Annotated in this window: 26 protein-coding genes; 6 read left to right on the forward strand and 20 right to left on the reverse strand. The window is 63.8% G+C overall.

What is annotated here, in order from left to right; genetic code table 11:
• Positions 1 to 17: 17 nt before the first annotated feature.
• From ACFOPH_RS18330 to pabB, 3 genes are read left to right on the forward strand one after another with little or no spacing between them, the layout of a single operon-like run.
• A complete protein-coding gene (locus ACFOPH_RS18330) occupies positions 18 to 755 on the forward strand; it encodes a pyrimidine 5'-nucleotidase (protein WP_379736818.1) in 738 nt (245 codons plus the stop codon).
• Between the two features lie 14 nt (positions 756 to 769).
• On the forward strand, positions 770 to 1348 hold the full coding sequence (slmA, locus tag ACFOPH_RS18335) for a nucleoid occlusion factor SlmA (protein WP_312550484.1): 579 nt from the start codon (positions 770 to 772) through the stop codon (positions 1346 to 1348).
• Between the two features lie 10 nt (positions 1349 to 1358).
• Positions 1359 to 3191 carry an aminodeoxychorismate synthase component I gene (gene pabB, locus ACFOPH_RS18340; protein WP_379736820.1) on the forward strand — a complete coding sequence of 611 codons (1833 nt, stop codon included), beginning with the start codon at positions 1359 to 1361 and terminating at the stop codon, positions 3189 to 3191.
• A 114-nt stretch (positions 3192 to 3305) separates the two neighbouring features.
• On the opposite strand, the gene ACFOPH_RS18345 is transcribed toward pabB, so the two are convergent.
• From ACFOPH_RS18345 to ACFOPH_RS18355, 3 genes are all read right to left on the reverse strand, one after another.
• Positions 3306 to 3917, reverse strand: a complete 612-nt coding sequence (locus ACFOPH_RS18345; RefSeq protein WP_312550482.1) for an OmpW/AlkL family protein — start codon at positions 3915 to 3917, stop codon at positions 3306 to 3308.
• Positions 3918 to 4209: 292 nt separating this feature from the next.
• Positions 4210 to 4800, reverse strand: a complete 591-nt coding sequence (locus tag ACFOPH_RS18350; RefSeq protein ID WP_379736822.1) for a glutathione peroxidase — start codon at positions 4798 to 4800, stop codon at positions 4210 to 4212.
• 10 nt (positions 4801 to 4810) lie between these two features.
• Complete coding sequence (locus ACFOPH_RS18355; protein ID WP_379736824.1) at positions 4811 to 5233, reverse strand: CoA-binding protein; 423 nt, start codon at positions 5231 to 5233, stop codon at positions 4811 to 4813.
• 134 nt (positions 5234 to 5367) lie between these two features.
• Here ACFOPH_RS18355 and ACFOPH_RS18360 point away from each other — a divergent pair, with 134 nt between their 5' ends.
• Positions 5368 to 6015, forward strand: coding sequence for a peptidoglycan recognition protein family protein (locus ACFOPH_RS18360; protein ID WP_379736826.1), 648 nt, complete (start codon positions 5368 to 5370; stop codon positions 6013 to 6015).
• Between the two features lie 7 nt (positions 6016 to 6022).
• On the opposite strand, the gene ACFOPH_RS18365 is transcribed toward ACFOPH_RS18360, so the two are convergent.
• Positions 6023 to 7702 (reverse strand): serine hydrolase, encoded by a 1680-nt coding sequence (locus ACFOPH_RS18365; RefSeq protein WP_379736828.1) that lies wholly within the window; start codon positions 7700 to 7702, stop codon positions 6023 to 6025.
• Positions 7703 to 8366: 664 nt separating this feature from the next.
• Between ACFOPH_RS18365 and ACFOPH_RS18370 the strand changes: the two genes are divergently transcribed.
• Complete coding sequence (locus tag ACFOPH_RS18370) at positions 8367 to 9704, forward strand: IS4 family transposase (protein WP_379736830.1); 1338 nt, start codon at positions 8367 to 8369, stop codon at positions 9702 to 9704.
• 47 nt (positions 9705 to 9751) lie between these two features.
• Here the strand turns inward: ACFOPH_RS18370 and ACFOPH_RS18375 are convergent, their stop codons facing one another.
• The 14 genes from ACFOPH_RS18375 to ACFOPH_RS18440 form a co-directional block, all read right to left on the reverse strand.
• Positions 9752 to 10174: a F0F1 ATP synthase subunit epsilon gene (locus ACFOPH_RS18375; RefSeq protein WP_379736832.1), complete on the reverse strand. Its 423-nt coding sequence runs from the start codon at positions 10172 to 10174 to the stop codon at positions 9752 to 9754.
• Between the two features lie 27 nt (positions 10175 to 10201).
• Positions 10202 to 11605 (reverse strand): F0F1 ATP synthase subunit beta, encoded by a 1404-nt coding sequence (gene atpD / locus ACFOPH_RS18380; protein ID WP_312547427.1) that lies wholly within the window; start codon positions 11603 to 11605, stop codon positions 10202 to 10204.
• A gap of 33 nt (positions 11606 to 11638) precedes the next feature.
• Positions 11639 to 12514: a F0F1 ATP synthase subunit gamma gene (gene atpG, locus ACFOPH_RS18385; protein WP_312547428.1), complete on the reverse strand. Its 876-nt coding sequence runs from the start codon at positions 12512 to 12514 to the stop codon at positions 11639 to 11641.
• Between the two features lie 69 nt (positions 12515 to 12583).
• Positions 12584 to 14125 (reverse strand): F0F1 ATP synthase subunit alpha, encoded by a 1542-nt coding sequence (atpA, locus tag ACFOPH_RS18390; protein WP_312547429.1) that lies wholly within the window; start codon positions 14123 to 14125, stop codon positions 12584 to 12586.
• A gap of 86 nt (positions 14126 to 14211) precedes the next feature.
• Positions 14212 to 14745 (reverse strand): F0F1 ATP synthase subunit delta, encoded by a 534-nt coding sequence (locus ACFOPH_RS18395; RefSeq protein WP_312547430.1) that lies wholly within the window; start codon positions 14743 to 14745, stop codon positions 14212 to 14214.
• Positions 14746 to 14747: 2 nt separating this feature from the next.
• Entirely contained in the window at positions 14748 to 15218 is a 471-nt protein-coding gene (locus ACFOPH_RS18400; protein ID WP_312547431.1) for a F0F1 ATP synthase subunit B, read from the reverse strand.
• A gap of 72 nt (positions 15219 to 15290) precedes the next feature.
• Positions 15291 to 15536: a F0F1 ATP synthase subunit C gene (gene atpE, locus ACFOPH_RS18405; RefSeq protein ID WP_312547432.1), complete on the reverse strand. Its 246-nt coding sequence runs from the start codon at positions 15534 to 15536 to the stop codon at positions 15291 to 15293.
• Between the two features lie 87 nt (positions 15537 to 15623).
• On the reverse strand, positions 15624 to 16460 hold the full coding sequence (gene atpB / locus ACFOPH_RS18410; protein WP_312547433.1) for a F0F1 ATP synthase subunit A: 837 nt from the start codon (positions 16458 to 16460) through the stop codon (positions 15624 to 15626).
• A 2-nt stretch (positions 16461 to 16462) separates the two neighbouring features.
• Positions 16463 to 16801, reverse strand: a complete 339-nt coding sequence (locus ACFOPH_RS18415) for an ATP synthase subunit I (RefSeq protein ID WP_312547434.1) — start codon at positions 16799 to 16801, stop codon at positions 16463 to 16465.
• A gap of 569 nt (positions 16802 to 17370) precedes the next feature.
• Positions 17371 to 18240, reverse strand: a complete 870-nt coding sequence (locus tag ACFOPH_RS18420) for a ParB/RepB/Spo0J family partition protein (protein ID WP_312547435.1) — start codon at positions 18238 to 18240, stop codon at positions 17371 to 17373.
• A 15-nt stretch (positions 18241 to 18255) separates the two neighbouring features.
• Positions 18256 to 19026 (reverse strand): ParA family protein, encoded by a 771-nt coding sequence (locus tag ACFOPH_RS18425; protein ID WP_312547437.1) that lies wholly within the window; start codon positions 19024 to 19026, stop codon positions 18256 to 18258.
• Positions 19027 to 19135: 109 nt separating this feature from the next.
• Positions 19136 to 19792 (reverse strand): 16S rRNA (guanine(527)-N(7))-methyltransferase RsmG, encoded by a 657-nt coding sequence (rsmG, locus tag ACFOPH_RS18430; RefSeq protein WP_312547439.1) that lies wholly within the window; start codon positions 19790 to 19792, stop codon positions 19136 to 19138.
• Positions 19789 to 21729, reverse strand: a complete 1941-nt coding sequence (gene mnmG, locus ACFOPH_RS18435; protein ID WP_312547440.1) for a tRNA uridine-5-carboxymethylaminomethyl(34) synthesis enzyme MnmG — start codon at positions 21727 to 21729, stop codon at positions 19789 to 19791. The genes rsmG and mnmG overlap by 4 nt, the downstream gene beginning before the upstream one ends.
• Positions 21730 to 21949: 220 nt before the next feature.
• On the reverse strand, positions 21950 to 22720 hold the full coding sequence (locus ACFOPH_RS18440; RefSeq protein ID WP_312547441.1) for a sulfite exporter TauE/SafE family protein: 771 nt from the start codon (positions 22718 to 22720) through the stop codon (positions 21950 to 21952).
• Positions 22721 to 22847: 127 nt separating this feature from the next.
• On the opposite strand from ACFOPH_RS18440, the gene ACFOPH_RS18445 reads away from it, so the two are divergent.
• Positions 22848 to 24005: an iron-containing alcohol dehydrogenase gene (locus tag ACFOPH_RS18445; RefSeq protein WP_312547443.1), complete on the forward strand. Its 1158-nt coding sequence runs from the start codon at positions 22848 to 22850 to the stop codon at positions 24003 to 24005.
• 15 nt (positions 24006 to 24020) lie between these two features.
• Here the strand turns inward: ACFOPH_RS18445 and ACFOPH_RS18450 are convergent, their stop codons facing one another.
• Positions 24021 to 24875 (reverse strand): alpha/beta fold hydrolase, encoded by an 855-nt coding sequence (locus ACFOPH_RS18450; protein WP_312547444.1) that lies wholly within the window; start codon positions 24873 to 24875, stop codon positions 24021 to 24023.
• Positions 24872 to 25894, reverse strand: coding sequence for a branched-chain amino acid ABC transporter permease (locus tag ACFOPH_RS18455; RefSeq protein ID WP_379736838.1), 1023 nt, complete (start codon positions 25892 to 25894; stop codon positions 24872 to 24874). The genes ACFOPH_RS18450 and ACFOPH_RS18455 overlap by 4 nt, the downstream gene beginning before the upstream one ends.

Consider the following 25894-nt stretch of genomic DNA (forward strand, 5'->3'; position numbering starts at 1 on the left):
TCTCCGTGTCAAAAATCTTGCCAAATCATAACTCTCCATCCCCCGTCTGGCTGTTTGATCTCGACAACACGCTGCATGACGCATCGCATGCGATCTTCCCGGCGATCAGCGCCAACATGAACACCTACATCGCGCGCGTACTCAGCGACGGCGTCAACGCGGTCACCCAGGCGCAAGTGGACGCGGCGCGCCTCGGCTACTGGAAGCGCTACGGCGCCACCCTGCTCGGCATGATGCGCCACCACGGCGTGCTCGCCGCCGACTTCCTGCGCGAGACCCACGACATCGGCGACCTGCGCCTGATGATGCGCGCCGAGACCGGCCTCGGGCGCCTGCTGCTGCGCCTTCCGGGCCGCAAGATCCTGCTCACCAACGCCCCCACCGATTATTCGTCCCAGGTGATGCATCACCTGGGACTGGGCCGCCATTTCGCCCACCACATCGCAATCGAGCAGATGCACGTGCATGGCCAGCTGCGCCCGAAGCCCTCGAAGCTGATGCTGCAGCGCGTGCTGCGCCGCCACGGCGTCGATGCGCGCGACTGCATCCTGGTCGAGGACACGCTGGCCAACCTGAAAAGCGCCAAGCAGCTCGGTTTGCGCACGGTGTGGGTGACCGGCTACCTGCGCCGCGGCGAGCGCAGCACCCTGGCTGCGGCCCGGCCAAAAATGTTGATTCACCCCAACTATGTCGATGTCAAAGTAAAATCCGTGCGGCAGCTACCGAAGCAGCTGCACCGGCTCATCCAACACTAGAAAACACACATCCCATGGCAAGTACCAAGCCAGGCCAGCGCAAGCTGCAAATCCTCCAGGCCCTGGCCTCGATGCTCGAGCAGCCCAAGGGCGAGAAGATCACCACCGCCGCGCTGGCGGCGCGCCTGTCCGTTTCGGAAGCGGCGCTGTACCGTCATTTCGCCAGCAAGGCGCAAATGTTCGAGGGCCTGATCGAGTTCATCGAGGCCAGCGTATTCGGTGTCATCAACCAGATCGTGGAAAAGGAAGAGCGCGGCATCGACCAGGCCCACGCCATCCTGCAGATGCTGCTCGCCTTTGCCGCCAACAATCCGGGCATGACGCGGGTCCTGATCGGCGACGCCCTGGTCGGCGAGGACGAACGCCTGCAGCTGCGCATGAACGGGTTCTACGACCGCGTCGAACTGGCCTGCAAGGGCGCGCTGCGCCTCGCGGTGACGCAAGGCCACGGCGTGGAAGACGACGTCGCCGCGCGCGCCAGCCTGCTGGTAAGTTACGTCACCGGCCGCTGGCACCGCTATGCCAAGAGCGGCTTCCGCCAGCATCCGTCGGACGGCACGGGCGTACAATTGTCGCTCCTGCTGGCAGCCTGAGGCTTCCACCATGAACCCGGCGGTCTTTGCCCTGCTCGACGACGCGAGCGCAGACGGTCAGGCGCAGGCCCTGTCGCGCCTGTACAGCGAGCACGTCGGCACCCTCGCCTGCCAGGACGCCGCCGGCTGGGACGCGCTGCTGGCGGACATGCAGGCGGCGCTGGCGCGCGGCCTGTACGCGGTGCCGGTACTCACTTACGAACTCGGCGCCCACCTGCTCGGCATCCCGAGCAAACCCCTCGCCATGCCGCTGGCCCAGGTGCTGCTGTTCGCGCGCTGCGAGCGCATGACGGCCGCTCAGGCCGCAAGCTGGGTCGCGACCCGCGCCGCCGACGAGACACCGGCCGGCATCGGCGGCGTGCAGGCGAATGTCGGCGAGGCCCAGTTCGTGGACGCCATCGGACGCATCCGCGACTACATCGCCGCCGGCGACACCTACCAGGTCAACTACACCTACCGGCTGCGCTTCGACGCCTTCGGTTCCATCTTCACCTTGTACCAGCGTCTGCGCGAGCGCCAGCCGGTGCCGTATGGCGCCTTGATCCAGCTACCCGACGGCGGCGCCATCCTGTCGTTCTCGCCCGAGCTGTTCGTGCGCCATCACGCCGGCACCCTGCTGGCGCGCCCGATGAAGGGAACGGCCCCAAGCAGCGGCGACGCCGACGTCGACGCCCGCCGCGCGGCCGAGCTGGCGCTCGACCCGAAGAACCGGGCCGAGAACCTCATGATCGTCGACCTGCTGCGCAACGACCTGGGACGCGTGGCGCAAACCGGCAGCGTGGCGGTGCCGAAGCTGTTCGAGGTCACGCGCTTCGGCGCGGTGCTGCAAATGACCTCCACCGTGCGTGCGCAGCTGCGCCCTGGCGCCGGCCTGGCCGAGGTGTTCGCCGCCCTCTATCCGTGCGGCTCGATCACGGGCGCGCCGAAACGCCGCACGATGGAGATCATCGACGAACTGGAGCCCGACGCGCGCGGCGTCTACACCGGCGCGATCGGCTGGTTCGATCCGCCGGCAAGCGGACAGGCCGTGGGCGAATTCTGCCTGTCGGTGCCGATCCGTACGCTGTCGCTGGGGCCGGGAGAACACCTGCGGCGCGGCGAACTGGGGGTCGGCGCCGGCATCGTGTTCGACAGCGACGCCCAGGCCGAATATGCCGAGTGCCGCCTGAAGGCGCGCTTTCTCACCGGCCTGCGGAACGAGGTCGAGATTTTCGAGACCATCAAGGCCTCGTGGCAGGACGGACCGCGCCACCTGGACCAGCACCTGGCGCGCATCGCCGCCTCCTGCGCGTATTTCGGCCGCCCGTTCGATCCGGACGCCGCGCGCACGCTGGTGGTGGACGCCTGCCTCGGCCTGGCGCACGAAGGCCTGTACCGGCTGCGGCTGGCAAGCGCCGCGGACGGCACGCTGACGCTCACGGCGGCGCCGCTGGCACCCCTGCAGGAACCGGTGCGCGTGCTGCTGGCGGCGACGCCGGTCGCGTCGAACGACGTCTTCCTGCGCCATAAAACCTCGGTACGCCAGCGCTACGACGCGGCCTGGCGCGCCGCCGAGGCGCAAGGCGCCTTCGACGCCCTGTTCTTCAACGAGCGCGGGGAACTGACGGAAGGGGGACGCAGCAACGTGTTCGTGCGCTTCGACGGCCGCTGGATCACGCCGCCGCTGTCCTGCGGGCTGCTGCCGGGGGTGACGCGCGCCGTGATCCTGGCTGCGCCGGCATGGAAAGCCAGCGAAGGCATCGTCACGCGCGCGATGCTGGAGCGGGCCGAGGGCATCATGGTCTGCAATGCCCTGCGGGGACCGCTGCTGGCGGTGCTGGACACGAACGCCAGCCCGATTTAAGAGCGTTTTACAGAAGCTCTAGGGCAAGGGATGCGGCCACCCGACGCAGCGGCGAAGACAGTACGTGAGTACGGCGAGCCGATGCAACGCCGCCATGGAGGTTCTGTAAGGCGCTTAGAAGCGGTAGCCGAGGCCGACGCCGAACAGCACCGGATCGACCTTCACCTTGCTGGCGCGGGCGCCGCCCACGAACACGTCGCTGCGGATCTGCACCTTCTTGACGTCGACGTTGACCGACCAGTTGCGGTCGAGCTTGAAGTCGACGCCGGCCTGCAGCGCAAGACCCCAGCTGTCGTTCTCGAGGTCGCCCGCGCCGTCGAGCAGGCGCACCTTCGAGATGCGGGTGTAGTTCACGCCGGCGCCAACGTAGGGGCTGATGGTCTGCGCGGGCGCGAAGTGGTACTGCAGGCTCAGGGTCGGCGGCAGGTGTTTAAAACTGCCGATCTTCGCGCCATCGAGCGTCACGTCGTGCTTTTGCGGATAGGTCAGGATCAGTTCGGCCGCGATGTTCGGCGTCAGGAAATAGCTGACGTCGATCTCGGGGATGGTCTTGTCGTCGACGTGGATGCGGTTGGCGGCGCCGGCGCCACCGACCGGTTCGGATTTATTCGCGGTATCGATATGCACCGCGCGGGCGCGCACCAGCCAGGACGATTCCTGCGCCATCGCGGCGCCGCTTGCCAGGCCGAGCACGGCCACCATCAGGGTCAAACGCAATTTTTTCATTTTTACTTACCTCTTCGTCACAAAATCGATGAGGTAAGCTTATTGATGCGGCGCAACAAAATCGTTGATGTGGATCAAAAACGACAATGTTGTGCCTGGTTGCTGGGTCGCGGTGTGGATGGGCGTCCGTGTCCACGCGGTGGTCTGCGGCGTAGGGTGGGCGCCCCTGTGCCCACGCGGTGATCGTTAGCGGCGCCGATCTCTGGCTCGATTGCTCGGCAGCTAGCTATCACCGCGTGGGCACGGGGCGCCCACCCTACGCGATCGGCAACCTGTCCCGCCAATGCAGCCTTTACAGCGCCGCTTCGATCTTGCTCACCAACTGCGGATCCTCGGGCGCCACCTTGCTCGGGAAGTGCTCGATCACCTTGCCGTCGCGCCCGATCAGGTACTTGGTGAAATTCCACTTCGGCTCCTTGCCGGTCTGCTTCGCCAGGCTGGCGTGCAGGGGATTGGCGTTCGGGCCGGACACCACGGTCTTCGCGAACATCGGGAACTTCACGCCGTAGGTGTTGTAACAGAGGTCGGCGATGTCCTTGGCGCTCTCGGCTTCCTGTTTGAAATCGTTCGACGGGAAGCCCAGCACCACCAGGCTGCGCGGGCCATATTTCGCGTACAGCTTTTCCAGTCCTTCGTACTGCTTGGTGTAGCCGCAGTAGCTGGCGGTGTTCACGACCAGCACCACCTTGCCGGCGTACTGGCACAGGTTCTGCGGCGCTTCGTCCTGCAGGCGCTTGAAGTTTTGGTTGAGCAGGGCCGGGCAGGATGCCGGTGCCGCAGCGGCAGCAGGCGCGGCGGCGGACGCATGCGCGGCCGGGCTTTGCGCCATGGCGCCGGCACTGGCGGCGGAAACGAGCAGGAACAGCGAGACGGATTTGAGCATGGCGTGATGATCAGGCGTTGAGCTTGCGGTGTTCGATTTTCAGGCAGTGGTTCATCACCACGTCCAGCCCGGCGGCGCGCGCGAGGTCGGCGGCAGCCTGGTTCTCGATCTCGAGCTGCATCCACAGGCAGCCGGCGCGGATCGCGATCGCGTCGCGCGCCAGCGGCGGAATGTCCTCGGACTTGCGGAAGCAGTCGACGATGTCGATGCGGGTGCCGTTCGGCGCCAGCGCGTCGGCGGCGGACTGCAGGTCGGGATAGACGCGCTCGCCGAGGATCTCCTGGCCGTCGTAGGCCGGGTTCACGGGAATGATGCGGTAGCCCTGCTGCTGCAGGTATTCGGCCACGCCGTAGCTGGCGCGGTCCGGCTTGCTGGACAGGCCGACGACGGCGATGGTCTTGCTGTCCTTGAGGATCTGGGCAATGGTTCTCATGGGGGCTCGGTAATGGTCGGATTGCTCGCTAGCTTAACAGGAAAGCATCGGGCGTCGCGAGCACGCTTGCACGCAGTTTGCCTACCTGTGCCCGCCTGTGGAAAGATGTCGTGTTTTCCACAGCGAACCCATCCATGAACCTTCAGCTTCGCGCTTCGCGCACCCTCTCCCTGCTCGCCCTTGCCCTGGCCTGCGCCAGCTGCGCCGTACAGGCGCCAACCGCCACCACGCCTGCCAGCGTGCCAACGATCGTGCCAGTCAGCGACTGGGGCGGCACCCCGGCCGACGCCAGCCGCGCACGCCGCCACGAGATCACCGACATCACCCTGCACCACCAGGGCGAGCCGTTCAAGCCGGGCACCGACGTGCGCCAGTATCTGCGCAACCTGCAGACCTGGTCGCGCAATACCAAGGGCTGGCTCGACATCCCCTACCACTACGTGATCGACCTCGAAGGGCGTGTCTACGCCGCGCGCGACATCGGCTTTGCCGGCGACACCAACACCGAATACGACCCCAAGGGCCATGCCCTGATCGAAGTGGTCGGCAATTTCGAGGAGGTCGAGCCGAACCAGGCCCAGCTCGAGGCGGTGGCGGACCTGATGGCGATGCTGGCGGCGAAGTACAAGGTGCCGGTCGAGCGCATCGCCAGCCACCGCGACCACTCCGACAAGACCGTGTGCCCGGGCGCGAACCTGTACCGCTACGTTCAGAGCGGCTGGTTCCGCGAGCAGGTCGCGGCCAGGCTGGCGGCGCGGCCGCAGGTCGCGGCCGCGCACTGAGGGCCGCCTACAGGCGCGGCGCCTTGATCTGCCGGCCGTTCTGGTGCAGCACCAGGTAGCTGCTGTCGGCGCCGTCGAAACGCACCTCGGCCTCGATGTCGCGGGCGAAGAACACGGTCTCGTCCTGCGCGAAGATCTCGAGCTTGCCCTGCCCCGTGGCCTGGGCATAGTAGCGGTCGCCCTCGCGGGTGAGCGCCAGCACGAAGTTCGGCGCCAGCTGGTAGCGGCCGACCCGGGTGTCGAAGGACGCATGGTCGATCTTCACGGCGGCGCGCGCGGGCGGCGCGTCGCCGATGCGCACTTGCCGGTGCTGCTTGCCGCCCTGGTACAGCGTGACGCTCGTGGCCTGGCCCTTGTCGTTGCGCGCGAACTCGAAGTAATCAAGCCCGCCGGGAACGAAGAAGCCGGTCTGCGAATACGCTTTCAGGCGCACCGGCGGGCGGCCGCTGCGCTGCACGCTCAAACTGTCGCCGTCGCGGCGGAAGGTGCGCGTGACGCCTTTCTCGACCTCGTAGACACCCGCGTAGCGCTCCAGCGTGGCGGCGTCGAGCGTGATTTCCTTGAAGTCGGGGAAAGGCTTGCCGATCGCGATCGCGGCGGCCCGGCTGGCCACCACGCCGGCGTTGGCTACGCCGCCGTCGGCATTGCTCAGCACCGCGACGAACACCTTCTGCTCGGGCACACGCAGCGCATACGTGGAAAAGCCGTTGATGCCGCCGCCATGCGCGACGACCTGCGCGCCCTGCAGCGTATCGAGCTCCCAGCCATAACCGTATCCGGTCGAGTTGCCGTCGGCGAGCTTGTACGGGGTGAAGGCACGCTGCCAGCTCGCCGGCTTGAGCAGCCTGCCCCCGGCGATGGCCGCATCCCAGCGTGCCAGGTCGTCGACGGTGGAGACCAGCGCACCGGCCGCATAGGGTTGAGACATGCTCAGCGCGGCGCCGGGGCCGAAACCCTTCTCGCCGGGCGTGTGGCCGGCCGCGCGCGGCGCCTTGCCGCGCTCGAAGCCTTCGTAGGCGGTGCTCTCCATCCCCAGCGGCACGAAGATGCGCTGCTCGAGGAATTTCGCGTACGGCTGCCCCGACACCTTCTCGATGATGGCGCCCAGCAGGAAGTAGCCGGAGTTGTTGTAGCGATAAGCCGTTCCCGGCGCGAATTCGAGGGGATCGTTCTTGAACGAGTCGATCATCTGCGCCACCGTGACGTCGCGTGACATGGTCAGCGGATAGTCCGGCCGGCTGGTATAGCTGACGATGCCCGAGGTATGGGTCAGCAGGTGCTCGACGGTGATGGTCTTGCCGCGCGTCGGGTAATCGGGCAGGAAGCGCGTGATGTCGTCAGTCAGCGCCAACTTCCCCTCCTCGGCCAGCATCAGGATCGCGACCGCGGTGAACTGCTTGGTGATCGAGCCGAGCCGCATCGCCATGTCGGCGCTCATCGGCGTCTTGCTGGCCGTGTCCGCGCTGCCGTAGCCCTTGCGCAGCACGGTCTGGCCGTCCTTGACGACGATGACGGTGGCGCCCGGCTCGTCCGCTTTGTAGTACGGCGCAATCGCCGCGTCGAGGCGCGCCGCCAGGGGCTGGGCCGCTTCGGCGGCGGCGGGCGCGCCGGCAGCGTTGGCGGCGGGAGCGAAAGGTGCTCCCAGCAGGACCAGGACGGCGACACAGACGGCGGACAGTTTCGGCATGCTCGGGCTCCCTCGATAGTAATTGAACATGCACTGTATCCCAGCCGGGGACCGGCGCCGGCCGCCATGCGATGAAATGCCGATGCGCGCGACGAATATCAAAAACCGGCCCCTGGGCTGCGCGTTGACAGCCCTTCCCTGCCCCGCCGGAATGTCCGGACCCATCATGTGGGCGGCGCGTCCAAGGGATAAAAGACAAGGCCGCCTGGCGGAGGCCTTGTCGCGGGAGCGGGCGTCGCCCCGGTGGGCGGACCTGGCCGCCCTACTGCCGCATCAGAACGAGGTCATCACCTGGAACCAGGCGCGCGTGCGCGAGCTGCTGCCGTCGACGTCGCGGCCATTCGCGGCCAGGCCCGGGTTGCTGCCGACCTTGCGCGCCACCGTGACCTGGGCCGTGGTGCCGGCCAGCGGACGCGATCAGAAAAATCATATTGTTCTAGATCAATACGTAATTTGTTACGGTACAACACAGGCTTACATAGAAAACTACTCGAAATAACAAGAAAGACCGTTGTTCAGTATTGTTCAGGCAACAAAAAAGACAGCCGAAGCTGCCTTGATTTCCGATGGGCGTGGAATAAAAAAAGGCAGCCCGAAGGCTAATGCCGGTCACTTAAGGCATTGACCAGTCGGCGGTTTGAGCTAAAACGGATTCACGATCAACGTGAAACCGTTTTTTATTATGGCTCTCCAACTTGACCTGGACTATGCGGCTGAGCTGGCACCGCATGAGTTTGAACGCTTCGCCAGCCTGATCGATCCAGCCTGGATCGACGAAGCCTTGCAGCAGACCAGGACAGTGTCATTGCGGCGGCGGCGCTTGCCGGCCGAACGCATGGTCTGGCTGGTCATCGGCCTGGCTCTGTTTCGCAATGAACCGATCTGGCATATCGTCCAGCAGCTCGATTTGGCCGAGGGCCCGACACCCAGTGCTCCCGTGCCCAGTGCTGCTGTAGCAGGGCGAGAGCGCCTTGGTGAGGCACCGATGGCATGGTTGTTCGAACGCTTGGCAAGCTGCTGGGGGAGCACTGCCATACCTGAACAAGGGCTGTTTCATGGGTTGCGCAGTTACGCCGTCGACGGCGTGGTGTGGTCGCTGCCCGACACACCAGCCAACGGTGAAAAGTTTGGCCGAGGCTCGAACGCGCATTGCAAAGGCGCTTGGCCACAATTGCGCGCAGTCTGCTTGATGGACACCTACACTCACCTGATCCGCGCTGCCGAGTTTGGCGACTACGGCACCTCAGAGCTGAGCTTTGCCAAATCACTAATGCATAAGGTGCCAGATGGATCGTTGACGATCTTCGATCGTGCCTATCTCTCGGCAACCCTTCTTCTGGACTGGCAGCAGGCAGGTGAGCAAAGACATTGGCTCATGCGGGCTAGAAGCGGATTGCGTTATGAAGTGGTCTGCCAGTTTGCCCCTGACGACTGCCTGGTGAGTTTCGAGGTATCCCAGCAGGCACGCAAGCAGCGACCGGATTTGCCATCGCATTGGCAAGCACGACTCATTACCTGCATGGTTGGTGGAGAGCGCCGGCAGTACCTTACCTCTCTGTGGGACGCGCACCGTTTTCCAGCGCGTGAGATCGTTGCGCACTACATGCAGCGCTGGGAGATCGAATTAGGTTTCAGGGAAATCAAACAAGGCATGCAGAAGAATGCGACGACACTGCGCAGCAAGTTGCCTGCGCTGGTACGCCAGGAAGTATGGGGCACGCTCATCGCCTACAACCTGCTGCGCCATGAAATTGCCCAAATGGCCGATGAACTACACGTACCGCCACAACGCCTAAGCTTCCAGTGGCTGGCCCTGGCCATTACCACGGCCCTGTACCACTGGCCTCTGCAAACGCCTGGCACCTTCCCCAAGCGTCTGGCACTGCTACGCGAGCAGGCACGCGCCTATCTCTTGCCAGAACGTCGAACGCGGTCCTATCCCAGAGTCGTCAAACAGTGCAGATCCAAGTTTCCAATGAAAAATGCCAGTCAGCTTAACTGACTGGCATTAGCCCGAAGGCTGCCTTTTTGAGACTGCTAACGAAGGATTTAACGGCCCTTCGAGCGCAGCTTCTGGATCGCCGCCAGCTGCGCGATCGCCGCGGCCAGTTCGGCCTGGGCTTTCGCGTAGTCGATCGTCGAATCCTGGTTCTGCATCAGTTCTTCCGCCTGGCGCTTGGCTTCCTGGGCTTTCGCTTCGTCCAGGTCGCCACCGCGGATCGCGGTGTCGGCCAGCACGGTCACGCCGTTCGGCTGCACCTCGAGGATACCGCCGGCAACGAAGACGAACTCCTCGCCGCCATTGGCGGTCTGGATGCGCACGGCACCGGGGCGGATCCGGGTGATCAGCGGGGTGTGCTTCGGGTAGATACCCAGCTCGCCCGCTTCGCCCGGCAACGCGACGAATTCGGCTTCGCCCGAGAAGATCTGCTCTTCGGCCGAGACCACGTCAACGTGAATAGTGTTTGCCATGTGTGTCCTTCAGGTTGAAGAAACCGATTAGGAAGCCAGTTTCTTGGCTTTTTCGATCGCTTCTTCGATGGTGCCGACCATGTAGAACGCCTGTTCCGGCAGGTGGTCCAGTTCGCCCGACGCGATCATCTTGAAGCCCTTGATCGTGTCTTTCAGCGAAACGTACTTGCCCGGGGAACCGGTGAACACTTCAGCGACGTGGAAAGGCTGCGACAGGAAACGCTGCATCTTGCGAGCGCGTGCCACGGTCAGCTTGTCTTCCGGCGCCAGTTCGTCCATGCCCAGAATCGCGATGATGTCGCGCAGTTCCTTGTAGCGCTGCAGGGTGCCCTGCACGGCGCGCGCGGTCTCGTAGTGTTCCTGGCCGACGACCAGCGGGTCCAGCTGGCGCGAGGTCGAGTCCAGCGGATCGACTGCCGGGTAGATACCCAGCGAAGCGATGTCACGCGACAGAACGACGGTCGAGTCCAGGTGGGCGAAGGTGGTTGCCGGCGACGGGTCGGTCAAGTCGTCCGCAGGGACGTACACGGCCTGGATCGAGGTGATCGAGCCGGTCTTGGTCGAGGTAATACGCTCTTGCAGGCGGCCCATTTCTTCGGCCAGGGTCGGCTGGTAGCCCACCGCGGACGGCATACGGCCCAGCAGTGCCGACACTTCGGTACCGGCCAGGGTGTAGCGGTAGATGTTGTCGACGAAGAACAGAACGTCCTTGCCTTCGTCACGGAAGGCTTCCGCCATGGTCAGGCCGGTCAGCGCGACGCGCAGGCGGTTGCCCGGCGGTTCGTTCATCTGGCCATAGACCATCGCCACTTTCGAATTGGTCGGGTTTTCCAGGTCGACGACCTTGGCGTCCGCCATTTCGTGGTAGAAGTCGTTGCCTTCACGGGTACGCTCGCCAACACCGGCGAACACGGACAGACCCGAGTGCGCTTTAGCGATGTTGTTGATCAGTTCCATCATGTTGACGGTCTTGCCGACGCCGGCGCCGCCGAACAGGCCGACCTTACCGCCCTTGGCGAACGGGCAGACCAGGTCAATCACCTTGATACCGGTTTCCAGCAGGTCGGTCGATGGCGACAGTTCGTCGTACACCGGAGCCGAGCGGTGGATCGAGGCCATGCGCTCGTGGCTGACCGGACCGCACTCGTCGATCGGGTTGCCCAGCACGTCCATGATGCGACCCAGGGTCGCGACGCCGACCGGCACCATGATCGGGTTGCCGGTGTTCTGGATGGTCATGCCGCGACGCAGGCCTTCCGAGCTGCCCAGCGCAATGGTACGGACGATGCCGTCGCCCAGCTGCTGCTGCACTTCCAGCGTCAGTTCGGAGCCTTCCATTTTCAGTGCGTCGTAAACCTTCGGCATGGCGTTACGCGGGAATTCCACGTCAACCACTGCGCCGATACACTGAACGATTTTGCCATCAGCCATGTTCGTTCCTTCAGATATAGTTAAATTCTTTATTTAGACCGCTGCCGCGCCGGCGACGATCTCGGAGAGTTCTTTGGTAATCGCTGCCTGGCGGGTCTTGTTGTAGACCAGCTTCAGTTCGCCGATGACGTTACCCGCGTTGTCGCTTGCCGCCTTCATCGCCACCATGCGCGCCGACTGCTCGGACGCCAGGTTCTCGGCGACGGCCTGGTACACCAGGGCCTCGACATAGCGCACCAGCAGCTCGTCGATCACGACTTGCGCTTCCGGCTCGTAGATGTAATCCCACGAGATGCCGCCTTTTTCCTGTTCCAGGTGCTTGGCCGGCAACGGGAGCAGCTGCTCGACGACCGGTTCCTGCTTCATCGTGTTGATGAACTTGGTGTAGCACAGGTAGACCGCGTCCAGCTGGCCGTCCTGGTATGCGTCGAGCATGACCTTGATCGGGCCGATCAGCTTTTCCAGGTGCGGCGTATCGCCGATCTGCGTTGCGTGCGAGACGACCTTGGCGCCGATGCGGTTCAGGAAGCCCAGGCCCTTGTTGCCGATGGCAACTGCCTCGATGCGGTTGCCCGCCGCTTCCATTTCGCGCGACTTCTGCGTCACCTGGCGCAGGATGTTGGTGTTCATGCCGCCGCACAGACCCTTGTCGGTCGTGACGACGATGAAGCCGACAGCTTTTGCCTGCACGTTCTTGGCTTGGGCCATGAACACGTGCGTGTACTCCGGATTCGCGCCAGCAAGATTAGCCGTGATGTTACGAACTTTCTCACTGTAGGGACGGGCGGCGCGCATCCGGTCCTGCGCCTTGCGCATCTTGGATGCGGCGACCATTTCCATCGCCTTGGTGATCTTCTTCGTATTCTCTACGCTCTTGATCTTGCCACGTATCTCTTTGCCTACTGCCATGAGTCCTTACTCCTTCCGGTCACCAGCATCGCCATGTTGCCAAGGCGATGCTGGATTCTTCCTCATTTATTAGAATGCGCCGGATTTCTTGAAATCAGCAATGGCGGCGGCCAGCGCAGCTTCGCCGTCCTTGTCCAGTTGCTTGGTTTCGTCGATCTTCGACAGCAGGGAAGCGTGGCTCGCCTTCAGGAAGTTGTGCAGGCCGTGCTCGAACGGCAGCACTTGCTTGACTTCGATGTCGTCCAGGTAGCCCTTGTTGACGGCGAACAGCGATGCGGCCATCAGCGAGGTCGACAGCGGCGAGAATTGCGCCTGCTTCAGCAGTTCGGTCACGCGTGCACCGCGGTCCAGCTGCTTGCGGGTCGATTCGTCCAGGTCCGATGCGAACTGCGCGAACGCAGCCAGTTCACGGTACTGCGCCAGGTCGGTACGGATACCGCCGGACAGGCCCTTGATGACCTTGGTCTGGGCGGCGCCACCGACGCGCGAGACCGAGATACCGGCGTTGATCGCAGGACGGATACCGGCGTTGAACAGCGAGGTCTCCAGGAAGATCTGGCCGTCGGTAATCGAAATCACGTTGGTCGGAACGAAGGCCGAGACGTCGCCTGCCTGGGTTTCGATGATCGGCAGTGCGGTCAGCGAGCCGGTCTTGCCGGTCACGGCGCCGTTGGTGAACTTCTCGACGTAGTCGGCGTTCACGCGTGCTGCGCGCTCGAGCAGACGGCTGTGCAGGTAGAACACGTCGCCTGGGTAAGCTTCGCGGCCCGGCGGGCGGCGCAGCAGCAGCGAAATCTGGCGGTAGGCAACTGCCTGCTTCGACAGGTCATCATAGACGATCAGCGCGTCTTCGCCGCGGTCGCGGAAGTATTCGCCCATCGCGCAGCCCGAGTAGGCCGAGATGTACTGCATGGCGGCCGATTCCGACGCCGATGCCGCGACAACGATGGTGTACTCCATCGCGCCGTGCTGTTCCAGCGAACGCACGATGTTCTTGATGGTCGATGCCTTCTGGCCGATTGCAACGTACACGCAGGTGACGCCCTGGCCCTTCTGGTTGATGATCGCGTCGACTGCGACAGCCGATTTACCGGTCTGGCGGTCGCCAATGATCAGCTCACGCTGGCCACGGCCGATCGGCACCATCGCGTCGATCGACTTGATGCCGGTCTGCATCGGCTGCGAGACGGATTCACGGGCGATCACGCCCGGTGCGATCTTTTCGATCGGGGCGGTCAGCTTGGCGTCGATCGGACCCTTGCCGTCGATCGGCTGGCCCAGTGCGTTGACGACGCGGCCACGCAGTTCCGGACCGATCGGCACTTCCAGGATGCGGCCGGTGGTCTTGACGGTGTCGCCTTCGGAGATGTGCTCGTACGAGCCCAGGATGACGGCGCCGACCGAGTCGCGCTCGAGGTTCATCGCCAGACCGAAGGTGTTGCCAGGGAATTCCAGCATCTCGCCTTGCATCACGTCCGACAGACCATGGATGCGGCAGATACCGTCGGCGACGGAGATCACCGTGCCTTGATTGCGAACGTCAGCCGAACCTTCCAGGCCCTGGATCCGGCTCTTGATCAGCTCGCTGATTTCAGATGGGTTAAGTTGCATAATTGCTAACTCCTAATAGTTTCTTGATGCGTAGGGCAAGGACGTGAGATGCCGGTCGAAGGTGCTAAGTTCCTGCGAAGTGACGCTTACGAGACCAGCGCAACATGCATCTGTTGCAGCTTGGCGCGTACCGAGGTATCGAGCACTTCATCACCGACCACCACACGCACGCCACCGATCAGCGACGGGTCCACGGTGACCATGGGATTGAGCTTGCGGCCAAATTTCTTTTCCAGCGTTGCGACCAGTTGCGCCACCTGGGCATCGGTCATGTCGAACGCGCTGTAGATGGTCGCGTCGGCAGCGCCTGCCTGCGCGTTCTTCAGCACCTGGAACTGCGCGCCGATTTCCGGCAGCAGCGCAATGCGGCCGTTTTCGGCCAGCATCGTCAGGAAGTTCGACGCTTCCGGGGTCATCGGCGACTTCACGAGCGAGGCCAGGGTGCCGGTGATATCGGCGGCGGACACGTTCGGGTTGGCGGCAAACGCCTGCACATCAGGGTTGGCACCGACTTGCGCCAGTTCGGACACGAGTTCGGACCAGGCTGCCAGGTTGCCCTGTTGGGCAACACGGAACAGCGCTTCGGCGTAGGGACGGGCGACGGTTGCGAGTTCAGCCATGATCAGAGCTCGGTCGACAGTTGCGACAGCAGGGCGGCGTGCGCTTCTGCGTTCACTTCGCGCTTCAGGATCTGCTCGGCGCCCTGGACTGCCAGTGCGGCCACCTGGCCACGCAGTTCTTCGCGCGCGCGCGTTACCTGCTGCTCGGCGTCGGCCTTGGCGGCAGCGACGATACGGGCGGCTTCTTCAGCGGCGGTCTTCTTGGCTTCGTCGATGATCAGCGCGGCACGCTTTTCGGCGTCGGCGATACGCTTCTGGCCTTCGTCACGGGCGCCGGCCAGTTCGGCCTGCACGCGCTTTTCGGCAGCGGCCAGGTCGGCCTTGCCGCGGTCGGCGGCAGCCAGGCCGTTCGCGATCCGCTCGGCGCGCTCGTCGAGTGCCTTCATCAGCGGCGGCCACACGAATTTCATCGTGAAGGCGGCCAGGATGAGGAAGACGACGAGCTGGGCAAACAGAGTTGCGTTAAGGTTCACGGTTTTTCCTCTCTCACAAAAACGGATGCCGAACCGTGATGGTTCGGCCCTTGTAACCTATTGCCTGGTCGATTAGACCGGGGTGAACGGGTTTGCGAAAGCGAACAGCATGGCGATACCAACGCCGATCAGGAATGCCGCGTCGATCAGGCCAGCCAGCAGGAACATCTTGGTCTGCAGGGTGTTCATCAGTTCAGGCTGACGTGCCGAGGCTTCCAGGTACTTACCGCCCATCAGAGCGATACCGATACATGCGCCGATAGCGCCGAGGCCGATGATCAAACCGCAAGCCAGTGCAACAAAAGAAACGTCAGTCATGATTACTCCAAAAAGTTAATTTAAAAACTAGATTAAAAACTACAACTTCGTTACAACCACTATCTTGTTCGATGCTTGCGGCGCCGATCAGTGGCCTTCGTGGGCCTGACCGAGGTACACCAGCGTCAGCATCATGAAGATGAATGCCTGCAGGAACACGATCAGGATGTGGAAGATCGCCCAGATCGAGCCTGCGATTACGTGGCCGACGAAACCGAAGACGGTCGCGGTCGAACCAAGCAAAGCGATCAATAGGAACAGCAGCTCGCCGGCGAACATGTTGCCGAACAGTCGCATACCGAGCGACACCATTTTTGCTGCGTATTCGATGATGTTCAGCAGCAGGTTGAACGGCGCCATGTAGATGCCGAACGGTGCTGCGAACAGTTCGTGGAGCCAGCCGCCCAGGCCCTTGACCTTGATGCCGTAGTACAGCATCAGGACCAGCACGCCCAGCGAAATGCCGATGGTGCCGTTCAGGTCGGCGGTCGGAACCACGCGATGGTAGGGGAACAGGTGCTCGACGCCGAACCACTTGAAGGCTTCCGCGAACATATCAACCGGCAGGAAGTCCAGCGAGTTCATCAGGGCGACCCAGACGAACACGGTCAGCGCCAGCGGCGCGATGAAGCTGCGGTCGCCGTGGACGATCGACTTCGACTGGTCTTCGACCATCTCGACCAGCATCTCGACGGCAGCCTGGAAGCGGCCCGGCACGCCGGAGGTGGCCTTGCGCGCCGCCATCCACAGGATCAGGCAGCCGACGACGCCCATGGCGACCGACCAGAAGATGGTGTCGTAGTGCAGGACGTTGAAGTCGACCGGGTTATCCTGGTGGTGGTTCGCCAGGTGGCCCAGGTGGTGTCGGATGTATTCTGAAGCGGTGGGCGCGTGGGTTGCGCCTTCTGCGGTTGGAGTCGCCATTATCAGTGCCTAAATAATAAGAATATGTAACTTTTCAGCGCCACGATGAAGCCGGCGAGAAGCGCCAGCCAATTTAGATCGCGGTACAACCACGCAGTTGCTCCCAGCAGGGCAAGCGTCAGTGCAATCTTTATAAGTTCCCAGACAAAAAACGTCAGCGGGTTCGTCCCGCCCGGTTTGTGTGCGGCGGCAAACAAGCGCAGCGCCATGATGCCATTAGGCAAGACACAACAGATTCCGCCCAGCACCGCCGAAAACATCGCAGGCCATCCCCCCAGCAGTGCGGCGATGAGGCCTGCGACTACTGTTGCGAACAATTGCAGGGAGACCAGGCGCAACATTTTTATTCTTTCGCCTTAGCCATGAGAAACCGAGTTACGGTGTGGTAATTACATGAATCAGCGGGATTATAAGTTCGTTATACCCGTTGAGTCAAACGATTCCGGCTCTCAAGTGGTAGTGGTGGAGGCAGGAAAATGTGTCATAAATATTGACAGAACGAACAGTTTTCGCCGCAGTTCGCGTGTCGGAATACAGATGTCGGGAGAGGATTTCGGCTTCGAAATCGCGCGCGAAGCATGCCGAAGGACGTAGGGTGGGCGGCTTTGCCGCCCACGCGTTCAGAAAACGCAAGCAATGCCGGGATGCTGAAAGAAGAGAGCATCCTGTTAAGTCTCATCGTTCGGCCAGTTTCCGAACTATTGTTGCAAGTTACCGACAAATGTTTGCGATCGATGCGACACAGCGAGGTCGGACGGCTGGCGTCAGCAAAGTTGATGGAGGGAGCTGATGAAGGGTGCGGCTCTGCGAACTTCGGTTGTACGCGTGGGATCATCCGGTCCGGTGGACCGGATGACAAGCCGCCCACCCTACGTTTCGGCTCAGGCAGGCGAACCGGTTCGCCGTGGGATCATGCGCGCAAACGCGCCAGTACGCCTTCGAGCACGTCGAGGTTCTGGAAGTCGATGATCATCTGCCCCTTCCCTTTCGGCCCCATCTTGAACACGACCGGCGTTGCCAGGCGGTCCGACAGCTCTTCTTCCAGGCGCACGATGTCGCCCGACTTGTCCTTCTGGCGCGCTGTCGCCGCCGGGCTGTTCTGCTCCTCGATCGCGCGCGCCACCAGTTTTTCGGTTTCGCGCACCGACAGCCGCTTCGCCACGACCTGGTTCGCCAGCGCGATCTGGCTGGCGTTGTCCACGGACAGCAAGGCGCGGGCATGGCCCATGTCGATGTCGCCGGCCATCAGCATGGTCTGCACCGGCTGGGCCAGGTTCACCAGGCGCAGCAGGTTCGAGACGGCGCTCCTGGAACGGCCAACCGCGCTGGCGGCCTGTTCGTGAGTGAAATTGAAATCCGAGATCAGGCGCGCGATGCCCTGCGCCTCTTCCAGCGGATTCAGGTCTTCGCGCTGCATGTTCTCGATCAGCGCCATGGCGGCGGCCGACTGGTCGTCGACCTCGCGCACCAGCACCGGGATCTCTTCGAGCCCGGCCAGCTGGGCGGCGCGGAAACGGCGTTCGCCGGCGATGATCTCGTAGCGGCCGCCGTCGACCGGCCGCACCAGCACCGGCTGCATTACGCCCTGGCTCTTGATCGAGGCCGCCAGTTCGTTCAGCGCGCCCTCGTCCATCCGGGTGCGCGGCTGGTACTTACCTGCCTGCAGTTGGGAGATCGGCAAGGCCGAAGGCGCGCCCGCGGGTGCGGGTGCGTCGTCCAGCCCGCCTCCCAGCAATGCGTCGAGGCCGCGGCCGAGGCCCTTGAGTTTTTTGGTCGCCATGTGGATAACTCCTGATTACATCGTCTTGATGCGCTCGACCATCTCGGCCCCGAACGCGATGTAGGCCTGCGCCCCTTTCGAGGAAGGGTCGAACGTCACGCCGGGCACGCCGTACGACGGCGCCTCGGCCAGGCGCACGTTGCGCGGGATGATGGTTTTAAAGACCTTGCCGCCGAAATGCTGCTCGAGCTGCTTCGACACCTGCTGCGACAGCGTCATGCGCGGATCGAACATCACGCGCAAGAGGCCGATGATCTTCAAATCCGTGTTCAGGTTGGCGTGCACCTTCTTGATCGTGTTGACCAGGTCGGACAGGCCCTCCAGCGCGTAGTACTCGCACTGCATCGGAATGATGACGCCGTGCGCGGCGCACAGGCCGTTCAGGGTCAGCATCGACAATGCCGGCGGGCAGTCGACCAGGATGAAGTCGTACTCCGCATCCACCTTCGCCAGCGCGTGCTTCAGGCGGCGCTCGCGGCTGTCCAGTTCGACCATCTCGACTTCGGCGCCGGCCAGCTCGCGGTTCGCCGGCAGCACGTCGAAGCGCCCTGCTTCCGAACGCACGCGTGCGGCGCTCACCTCGGCCTCGCCCAGCAGCACCTCGTAGGTCGAGCTTTCCAGCGTCGCCTTGTTGATGCCCGCGCCCATGGTCGCGTTACCCTGCGGGTCGAGGTCGACCAGCAGCACACGCTGCTCGAGCTTGGCCAGGCCTGCGGCCAGGTTGACGCTGGTGGTCGTCTTGCCGACGCCCCCCTTTTGGTTTGCAACGCAAAAAATCTTTGCCATCTATCTCATCCGGACACGATACATCCTGCTATACCGTTCATACCTTTTAAACCGTATAAACGGTTTATCTGGTTTAAACGGTATAAACCGTTTATATCGTTATGTTTGTTTATTGAATCGTTTGTCGATTTCGCTCGATGAATACCAGGTGGCGTTCCGCTTCCAGCTTGGGCACCCGCAAAGGCCGCAATTCCTGCACCTTCCATTCCTGGGGCAGCCTTTGCTGCTCCTCGGCCGGCGCCGTGCCTTTCAGGGCGATGAATCTGCCGCCCTCGGCCAGCAGGTGCCCGGACCAGTTGACGAAATCCGAGAGGTCGGCAAAAGCGCGCGAGGTGATGACCTCGAAAGGCCCCGCCTTCAAATCCTGCACCTTCATCGTGTACACGGTCACGTTGGCCAGGCCGAGTTCTGCCTTGACCTGGGTCAGGAAGGCGGTTTTCTTGTGCACGGTGTCGATCAGGGATACCTGCATGTCGGGCCGGGCAATGGCCAGCACCAGTCCCGGCAAGCCGCCCCCTGCCCCGACGTCGAGCACGCTTTTTACGCCCTCGAACGCCGGCACCGCGGCCAGCGAATCGAGCAGGTGGTGGGTCACCATCTGCATCGGGTCGCGCAGCGAGGTCAGGTTGTAGACGCCGTTCCACTTGGCCATCAGCGCCAGGTAGTCCATCAATTGCTCGCGCTGCGCGGCCCACAGGGGCAAATCGAGTTCGTCGATGCCGTCGTTCAGCACCTGCATCAGTTTTTCGCGGTCAAAACCCCTCATTGCGCGGCCTCCGCATCCACTGCCGGGGCCGACGTAAAGCCCTTGGCGCCGCGTTTTTTCAGGTGCACCAGCAGCAGGGAGATCGCCGCCGGGGTCACGCCCGAGATGCGCGAGGCCTGGCCCAGGGTCTCGGGACGCTGTTTATCCAGCTTCTGGCGCACCTCGATCGACAGCGCCGCGATCTCCAGGTAGTCCAGGTTTTCAGGCAGTTTCAGGTTCTCGTAGTGGTCATGACGCTCGACTTCACGCGCCTGGCGGTCGATATAGCCCGCGTATTTCAGCTGGATTTCGACCTGTTCCTTGACCGCCGGATCTTCCACACCCGGGCCGCCCAGGGGCTGGCCTTCGCTACCCACCATCGTCACCAGGGTGTCGTAATCGACGTTCGGCCTGCGCAGCAGGTCGGCCAGGTTGTACTCGCGTTCAATCGCCTGCCCCACCACGCGCTCGGACTCGGCGGCTGCCAGGATGCGCGGGTTGACCCAGGTCGAGCGCAGGCGCTCGAGCTCGCGCGCCACCGCTTCGCGCTTCTTTTCAAACGCTTCCCACTGGGCGTCGCCGACGACGCCGAGCTTGCGGCCGATCTCCGTCAGGCGCATGTCGGCGTTATCTTCGCGCAGCGACAGGCGGTACTCGGCGCGGCTGGTGAACATGCGGTAAGGCTCGGCCACGCCCTGGGTGGTGAGGTCGTCGACCAGCACGCCGAGATACGCTTCCGAACGGCCCGGGGTCCAGGCATCCTGTCCCTTGGTTTGCAGCGCCGCGTTCAGGCCGGCGAGCAGGCCCTGGGCCGCCGCTTCCTCGTAGCCGGTGGTGCCGTTGATCTGGCCGGCGAAGAACAGGCCGCGGATTGCCTTGGTTTCGAGCGAGGATTTGAGGCCGCGCGGGTCGAAATAATCGTATTCGATGGCATAGCCCGGACGCAGGATGAAGGCGTTTTCCATGCCTTTCATCGAGCGCACCAGGGCCAGCTGCACGTCGAACGGCAGGCTGGTCGAGATCCCGTTCGGGTAGAACTCGTTGGTCGTCAGGCCTTCCGGTTCGAGGAAGATCTGGTGCGATTCCTTCGAGGAGAAGCGGTGGATCTTGTCCTCGATCGAGGGGCAGTAACGGGGGCCGACACCCTCGATGACACCGGTGTACATCGGGCTGCGGTCGAGGCCGTTGCGGATGATGTCGTGGGTTTGCGCGTTGGTGTGCGTGACCCAGCACGGCACCTGGCGCGGGTGCATGCTGGCCTTGCCCATGTAGGAAAACACGGGGACCGGATCGAGGTCGCCGGGCTGCTCGGTCAGTACCGAGAAGTCGATGCTGCGGCCGTCGATGCGCGGCGGCGTACCGGTTTTCAAGCGGCCCTGCGGCAGCTTCAGCTCTTTCAGGCGGGCGGACAGGGACAAGGCCGCCGGATCGCCGGCGCGGCCGGCGGTGTAATTCTGCAGGCCTACGTGGATCTTACCGTCCAGGAAAGTGCCTGCCGTCAGCACGACGGCGCGGGCGCGGAATTGCAGGCCGATCTGGGTGACGGCGCCGACCACGCGGTCGCCCTCCACCATCAGGTCGTCGACGGCCTGCTGGAACAGCCACAAATTCGGCTGGTTTTCCAGGCGCGAGCGGATCGCCTGCTTGTACAGGATGCGGTCGGCCTGGGCGCGGGTGGCGCGCACGGCCGGGCCTTTGGACGAGTTCAGGATGCGAAACTGGATGCCGGATTCATCGGTGGCAATGGCCATCGCGCCACCGAGGGCGTCGACTTCCTTGACCAGGTGGCCCTTGCCGATGCCGCCAATCGACGGGTTGCAGGACATCTGGCCCAGGGTTTCGATGTTGTGCGTCAGGAGCAGCGTCTTCTGCCCCGTGCGTGCGGACGCGAGTGCCGCCTCGGTGCCGGCATGGCCGCCACCGACGACGATCACGTCGAATTCAGTAGGAAATAGCATGATGGAAGTGTGGAGCGAGGAGACTAATTCTCGATTATAGAAGCATTTACTGGCGCGGACTCAGGCCGGACCGAAAACGCGACGGTTTTTGTTTCACGTGGAACACAGTGTCAAAGCACGGTGATCGCTGTTCCACGTGAAACAATCAACCCATGTGACGACGCGCAGCCATAAAAAAAAGCCGGGCGAACCCGGCTTTTGTTCCACGTGAAACAGCGACTTAGCTCGCCCAGCGCACGATCGCATCGAAGCCTGTCTTGACGATCAGGACCGAGACCACGACCAGGAACAGTTTGCGCACGAAGGCACTACCGTGCTTGATCGCAAGGCGGGTACCGACCAGGGAGCCGGCGATCTGGCAGCAAGCCATCAACAGGCCCAGCTGCCAGAGCAGGTGACCGCTGTAGCCGAACCACAGCAGCGCCGACAAATTACAGGCGACGTTCACGATTTTCGCCGCCGCCGAGGCGCTGAGGAAGTCGAAGCCGAAGAAACGAACGTACAGGAAAATCAGGAAGCTGCCGGTACCCGGACCGAAGAAGCCATCATAAAAACCGATCGCCGCGCCCATCCCGATCGCCCACCAACGTTCCGCCGCGCCGCTATGGACGGGCGCGTGCACCGAGCCCAGGTCCTTCTTGCGGAAAGTATAGATGGCCACCGCCAGCAGGATCAGCGGCAGCAGGCTGCGCACGAAGTCGCCCGGTATCCGGGTGACGGTCCAGGCACCGACAAAGGAAAGGGCAAAGGCCGCCAGCGCCGCCGGCGCCGCCGCGCTCCAGGCAACACGTACGCGGCGACTGTAGTTCACTGCCGCGGCACCGGTGCCGAAGATACTCGCCAGTTTATTCGTGCCGAGCAAGGTCGCCGGCACTTCCTTCGGCAAGAGGGAAAAGATCGCGGGAACCTGGATCAGGCCGCCGCCGCCCACCACGGCGTCCACCAGCCCGGCGAGAAAGGCCGCGCCGCCGAGCCATACGAAGTCAATCATCTACCGCTTTCGATACGTTGAAGAGACGAAATTGTACGCAGGTTCGGACCTCGACGCAGCCTCCAACTTTTCCGCAGCCCAGCCATTCTGGTGTACTCTTTATCGATCCAAACGCACGGGAACAACCATGACCGCCTTTGCCTTCAGCACCGTCGCCCACATCGTTTCCGAACCCGGCGCCGCCAGCCGCCTCGGCGAGATTGTCCGCGAACGCTTCCCCTCCTCCCGCCGCGCGCTGGTCGTCACCGACGCCGGTTTCCTGCGTACCGGCCTGGCCGAGATGCCCTGCCTCGATTTGAAGCGCCAGGGTTTCACGGTCAGCGTGTTTTCAGGCGTGGTCGCCGATCCGCCGGAAGACGTCGTCATGGCAGCGGTGGACTTCGCCCGCGCGAACGACACCGATCTCGTGATCGGCCTGGGCGGCGGCAGCTCGATGGACGTCGCCAAGCTGGTCGCGGTACTGACGGCGAGCGAACAGCCGCTGGCCGAGATCTACGGCATCGGGAAAGTGACGGGCAGCCGCCTGCCGTTGGTGCAGGTGCCGACCACCGCCGGCACCGGCTCCGAGGTGACGAACATCGCGATCGTGACCACCGGCGCCACCACCAAGATGGGCGTGGTCTCTCCCCAGCTCTACGCCGACCTAGCCGTGCTGGACGCGGCGCTGACCCTGGGCCTGCCGCCGATGGTCACCGCGGCCACCGGCATCGACGCCATGGTCCACGCGATCGAGGCATATACCAGCCGCCACAAGAAAAATCCGCTGTCGGACACGCTGGCGCGCCAGGCGCTGGAACTGCTGTCGCGCAACCTGATCCCTGCCTGCGAAAACGGCAGCCGGCTCGAGGTGCGCCAGGCCATGCTGCTGGGCGCCTGCCTGGCCGGCCAGGCCTTCTCGAACGCGCCGGTCGCCGCGGTGCACGCGCTGGCCTATCCGGTCGGCGGCATCTTCCACGTCGCGCACGGCCTGTCGAATTCCCTGGTGCTGCCGCACGTGCTGCGTTTCAATGCGCCGGCGGCGGCGGCGCTGTATGCCGAGCTGGCGGCGATCGCCGTCCCACACGCCAGCGGCAGCGCGGAGGCGCGCACCGAAGCGCTGATCGCGGCCATGCAGCAGACCGCCCGCATGACCGGCATCCAGACCACGCTGCAGCAGGTCGGCATCAAGGCGGAGGACCTGGACCGGCTGGCGGACGACGCCATGCTCCAGACCCGCCTGCTCGGGAACAATCCGCGGGACATGACGCGGGAAGATGCGCGCGCGATCTACGCTGCGGCGCTGTAGAGATTTAGAAGAAGTTCAGCCCGGCTGGGCTGCTGCGGCCCGTGGCAGGCTTGCAAAGAAATCGAGCAGCAGCGCATTGACCTGGTCGGCCGCGGTCAATTGCAGCCAGTGGTCGGCGCCCTCGATGCGCTCGTAGCGGAAGGTCTCGGCCACGTACTGCGACGAGTCGCGCATCTGCTCTTCCGTGAGCGCGACATCGCGGCTGCTCCAGATGCCCATCACCGGCACCCTCACCGGCTCGGTCTTGCCGCCAAGGTTAAAGCCATGCGGCACATTCGCCCGGTAATAATTCAGGGCCGCGGTCATGCGGCCGGGCTCGCGCAGGTCGCGGCGCCAGTGCGACAGTTGCGTGCGATCGGACGTGAAATGCCGCATGGCGAAGAAGTCGGCGGCGGTCAGCGATTTTTCGGGCAGCAGCGGGGTCATGAACCACAGCATGTAGCTGCTGCGCAGGCGCTGCATGATGCCGGCGCGCGCGAACGCCGCCGGATGGCCGACCGACAGCGCCACGTATTGCTCGACCCGTTGCGGCGCGCGCATGCACAGCAGCCAGCCGATCAGCGCTCCCCAGTCGTGGCCGACGACGCGCGCCTTCGGGATGCCCATCACGTCGAGCAGCGCCAGCATGTCGGCCACCAGGTGCTCGGTGCGGTAGGCCGCCACGGCCTCGGGCGCATCGGTCTGGCCATAGCCGCGCAGGTCGGGGGCGATCACGCGGTAGCCGGCGCGCACCAGCGGACCGACCTGCTTGCGCCAGACGACGTGGGTGTCGGGAAAGCCATGCAGCAGCAGGACGGGCGGCCCCTCCCCCGCGCTCATCACATGCATGCGCAAACCATTCACGCTCAACGTCGCCGATGACTCTTTCACGCGACCTCCCGTTCCTTGTTCACGGCCATTCTAGCGCCAGCGTCGGGCCTGGCGCGCGCGCGACGCTCGAGCAAGGCGCCGATCTCGCCGACGATGCCGCGGCGGAACAGCAGCACGCAGACGATGAAGATCAGGCCGGTCACCATGCCCACCGATTCGCCCAGCGTCGAGAACCAAGCAATGCCGGTGGTCTCGCTCAGCCACAGGCCCAGGTCGCCCAGCTTGTTTTCCAGCGCGACGATGACGAAAGCGCCGATGATCGGACCGGCCATGGTGCCCATGCCGCCGACCAGGGTCATCAGGACCACCAGGCCCGACATGGTCCAGTGCACGTCGGTCAGGGTCTCGAAGCCGAGCACCAGGGTCTTGGTAGCGCCGGCCAGGCCGGTCAGTGCAGCCGACAGCACGAAGGCGAGCAGCTTGTAGCGGTCGGCGTCGTAGCCCAGCGAAATGGCGCGCGGCTCGTTCTCCTTGATCGCTTTCAGCACCTGACCGAAGGGCGAGTGCACGGTGCGCACGATCAAGGCGAAGCCGAGCACGGCGATGGCCAGCACCACGTAGTACAGGGTCAGGTCGTTGCCGAGGTCGAGCACGCCGAACAGGCGCCCGCGCGGCACGCCCTGCAGGCCGTCCTCGCCGTGGGTGTAGGGGCTGCGCAGCGCGGCGAAGTAGACCATCTGCGCCAGGGCCAGGGTGATCATCGAAAAATAGATGCCCTGGCGGCGGATCGCCAGCGATCCGACGACCAGGCCGAGCACGGCGCTGGCGGCCACGCCGGCCAGGATGCCCAGCTCGGTCGGCAGGCCGACCACCGTCAGCAGGTGGCCGGTGACGTAACCCGCGCTGCCGAAAAAGGCGGCGTGGCCGAACGACAGCAGGCCGGTAAAGCCGATCAGCAGGTTGAAGGCGCAGGCGAACAGGGCGAAGCACAGCAGCTTCATCAGGAACACCGGATAGCCGAAGAAAGGCGCGGCCAGCGCCAGGGCGAGAGCGATGCCGTAACCGATTTTCTTGCTCAT

The organism is Massilia haematophila (genome assembly GCF_042647645.1).
Classification (GTDB): Bacteria; Pseudomonadota; Gammaproteobacteria; order Burkholderiales; family Burkholderiaceae_D; genus Telluria; species Telluria haematophila.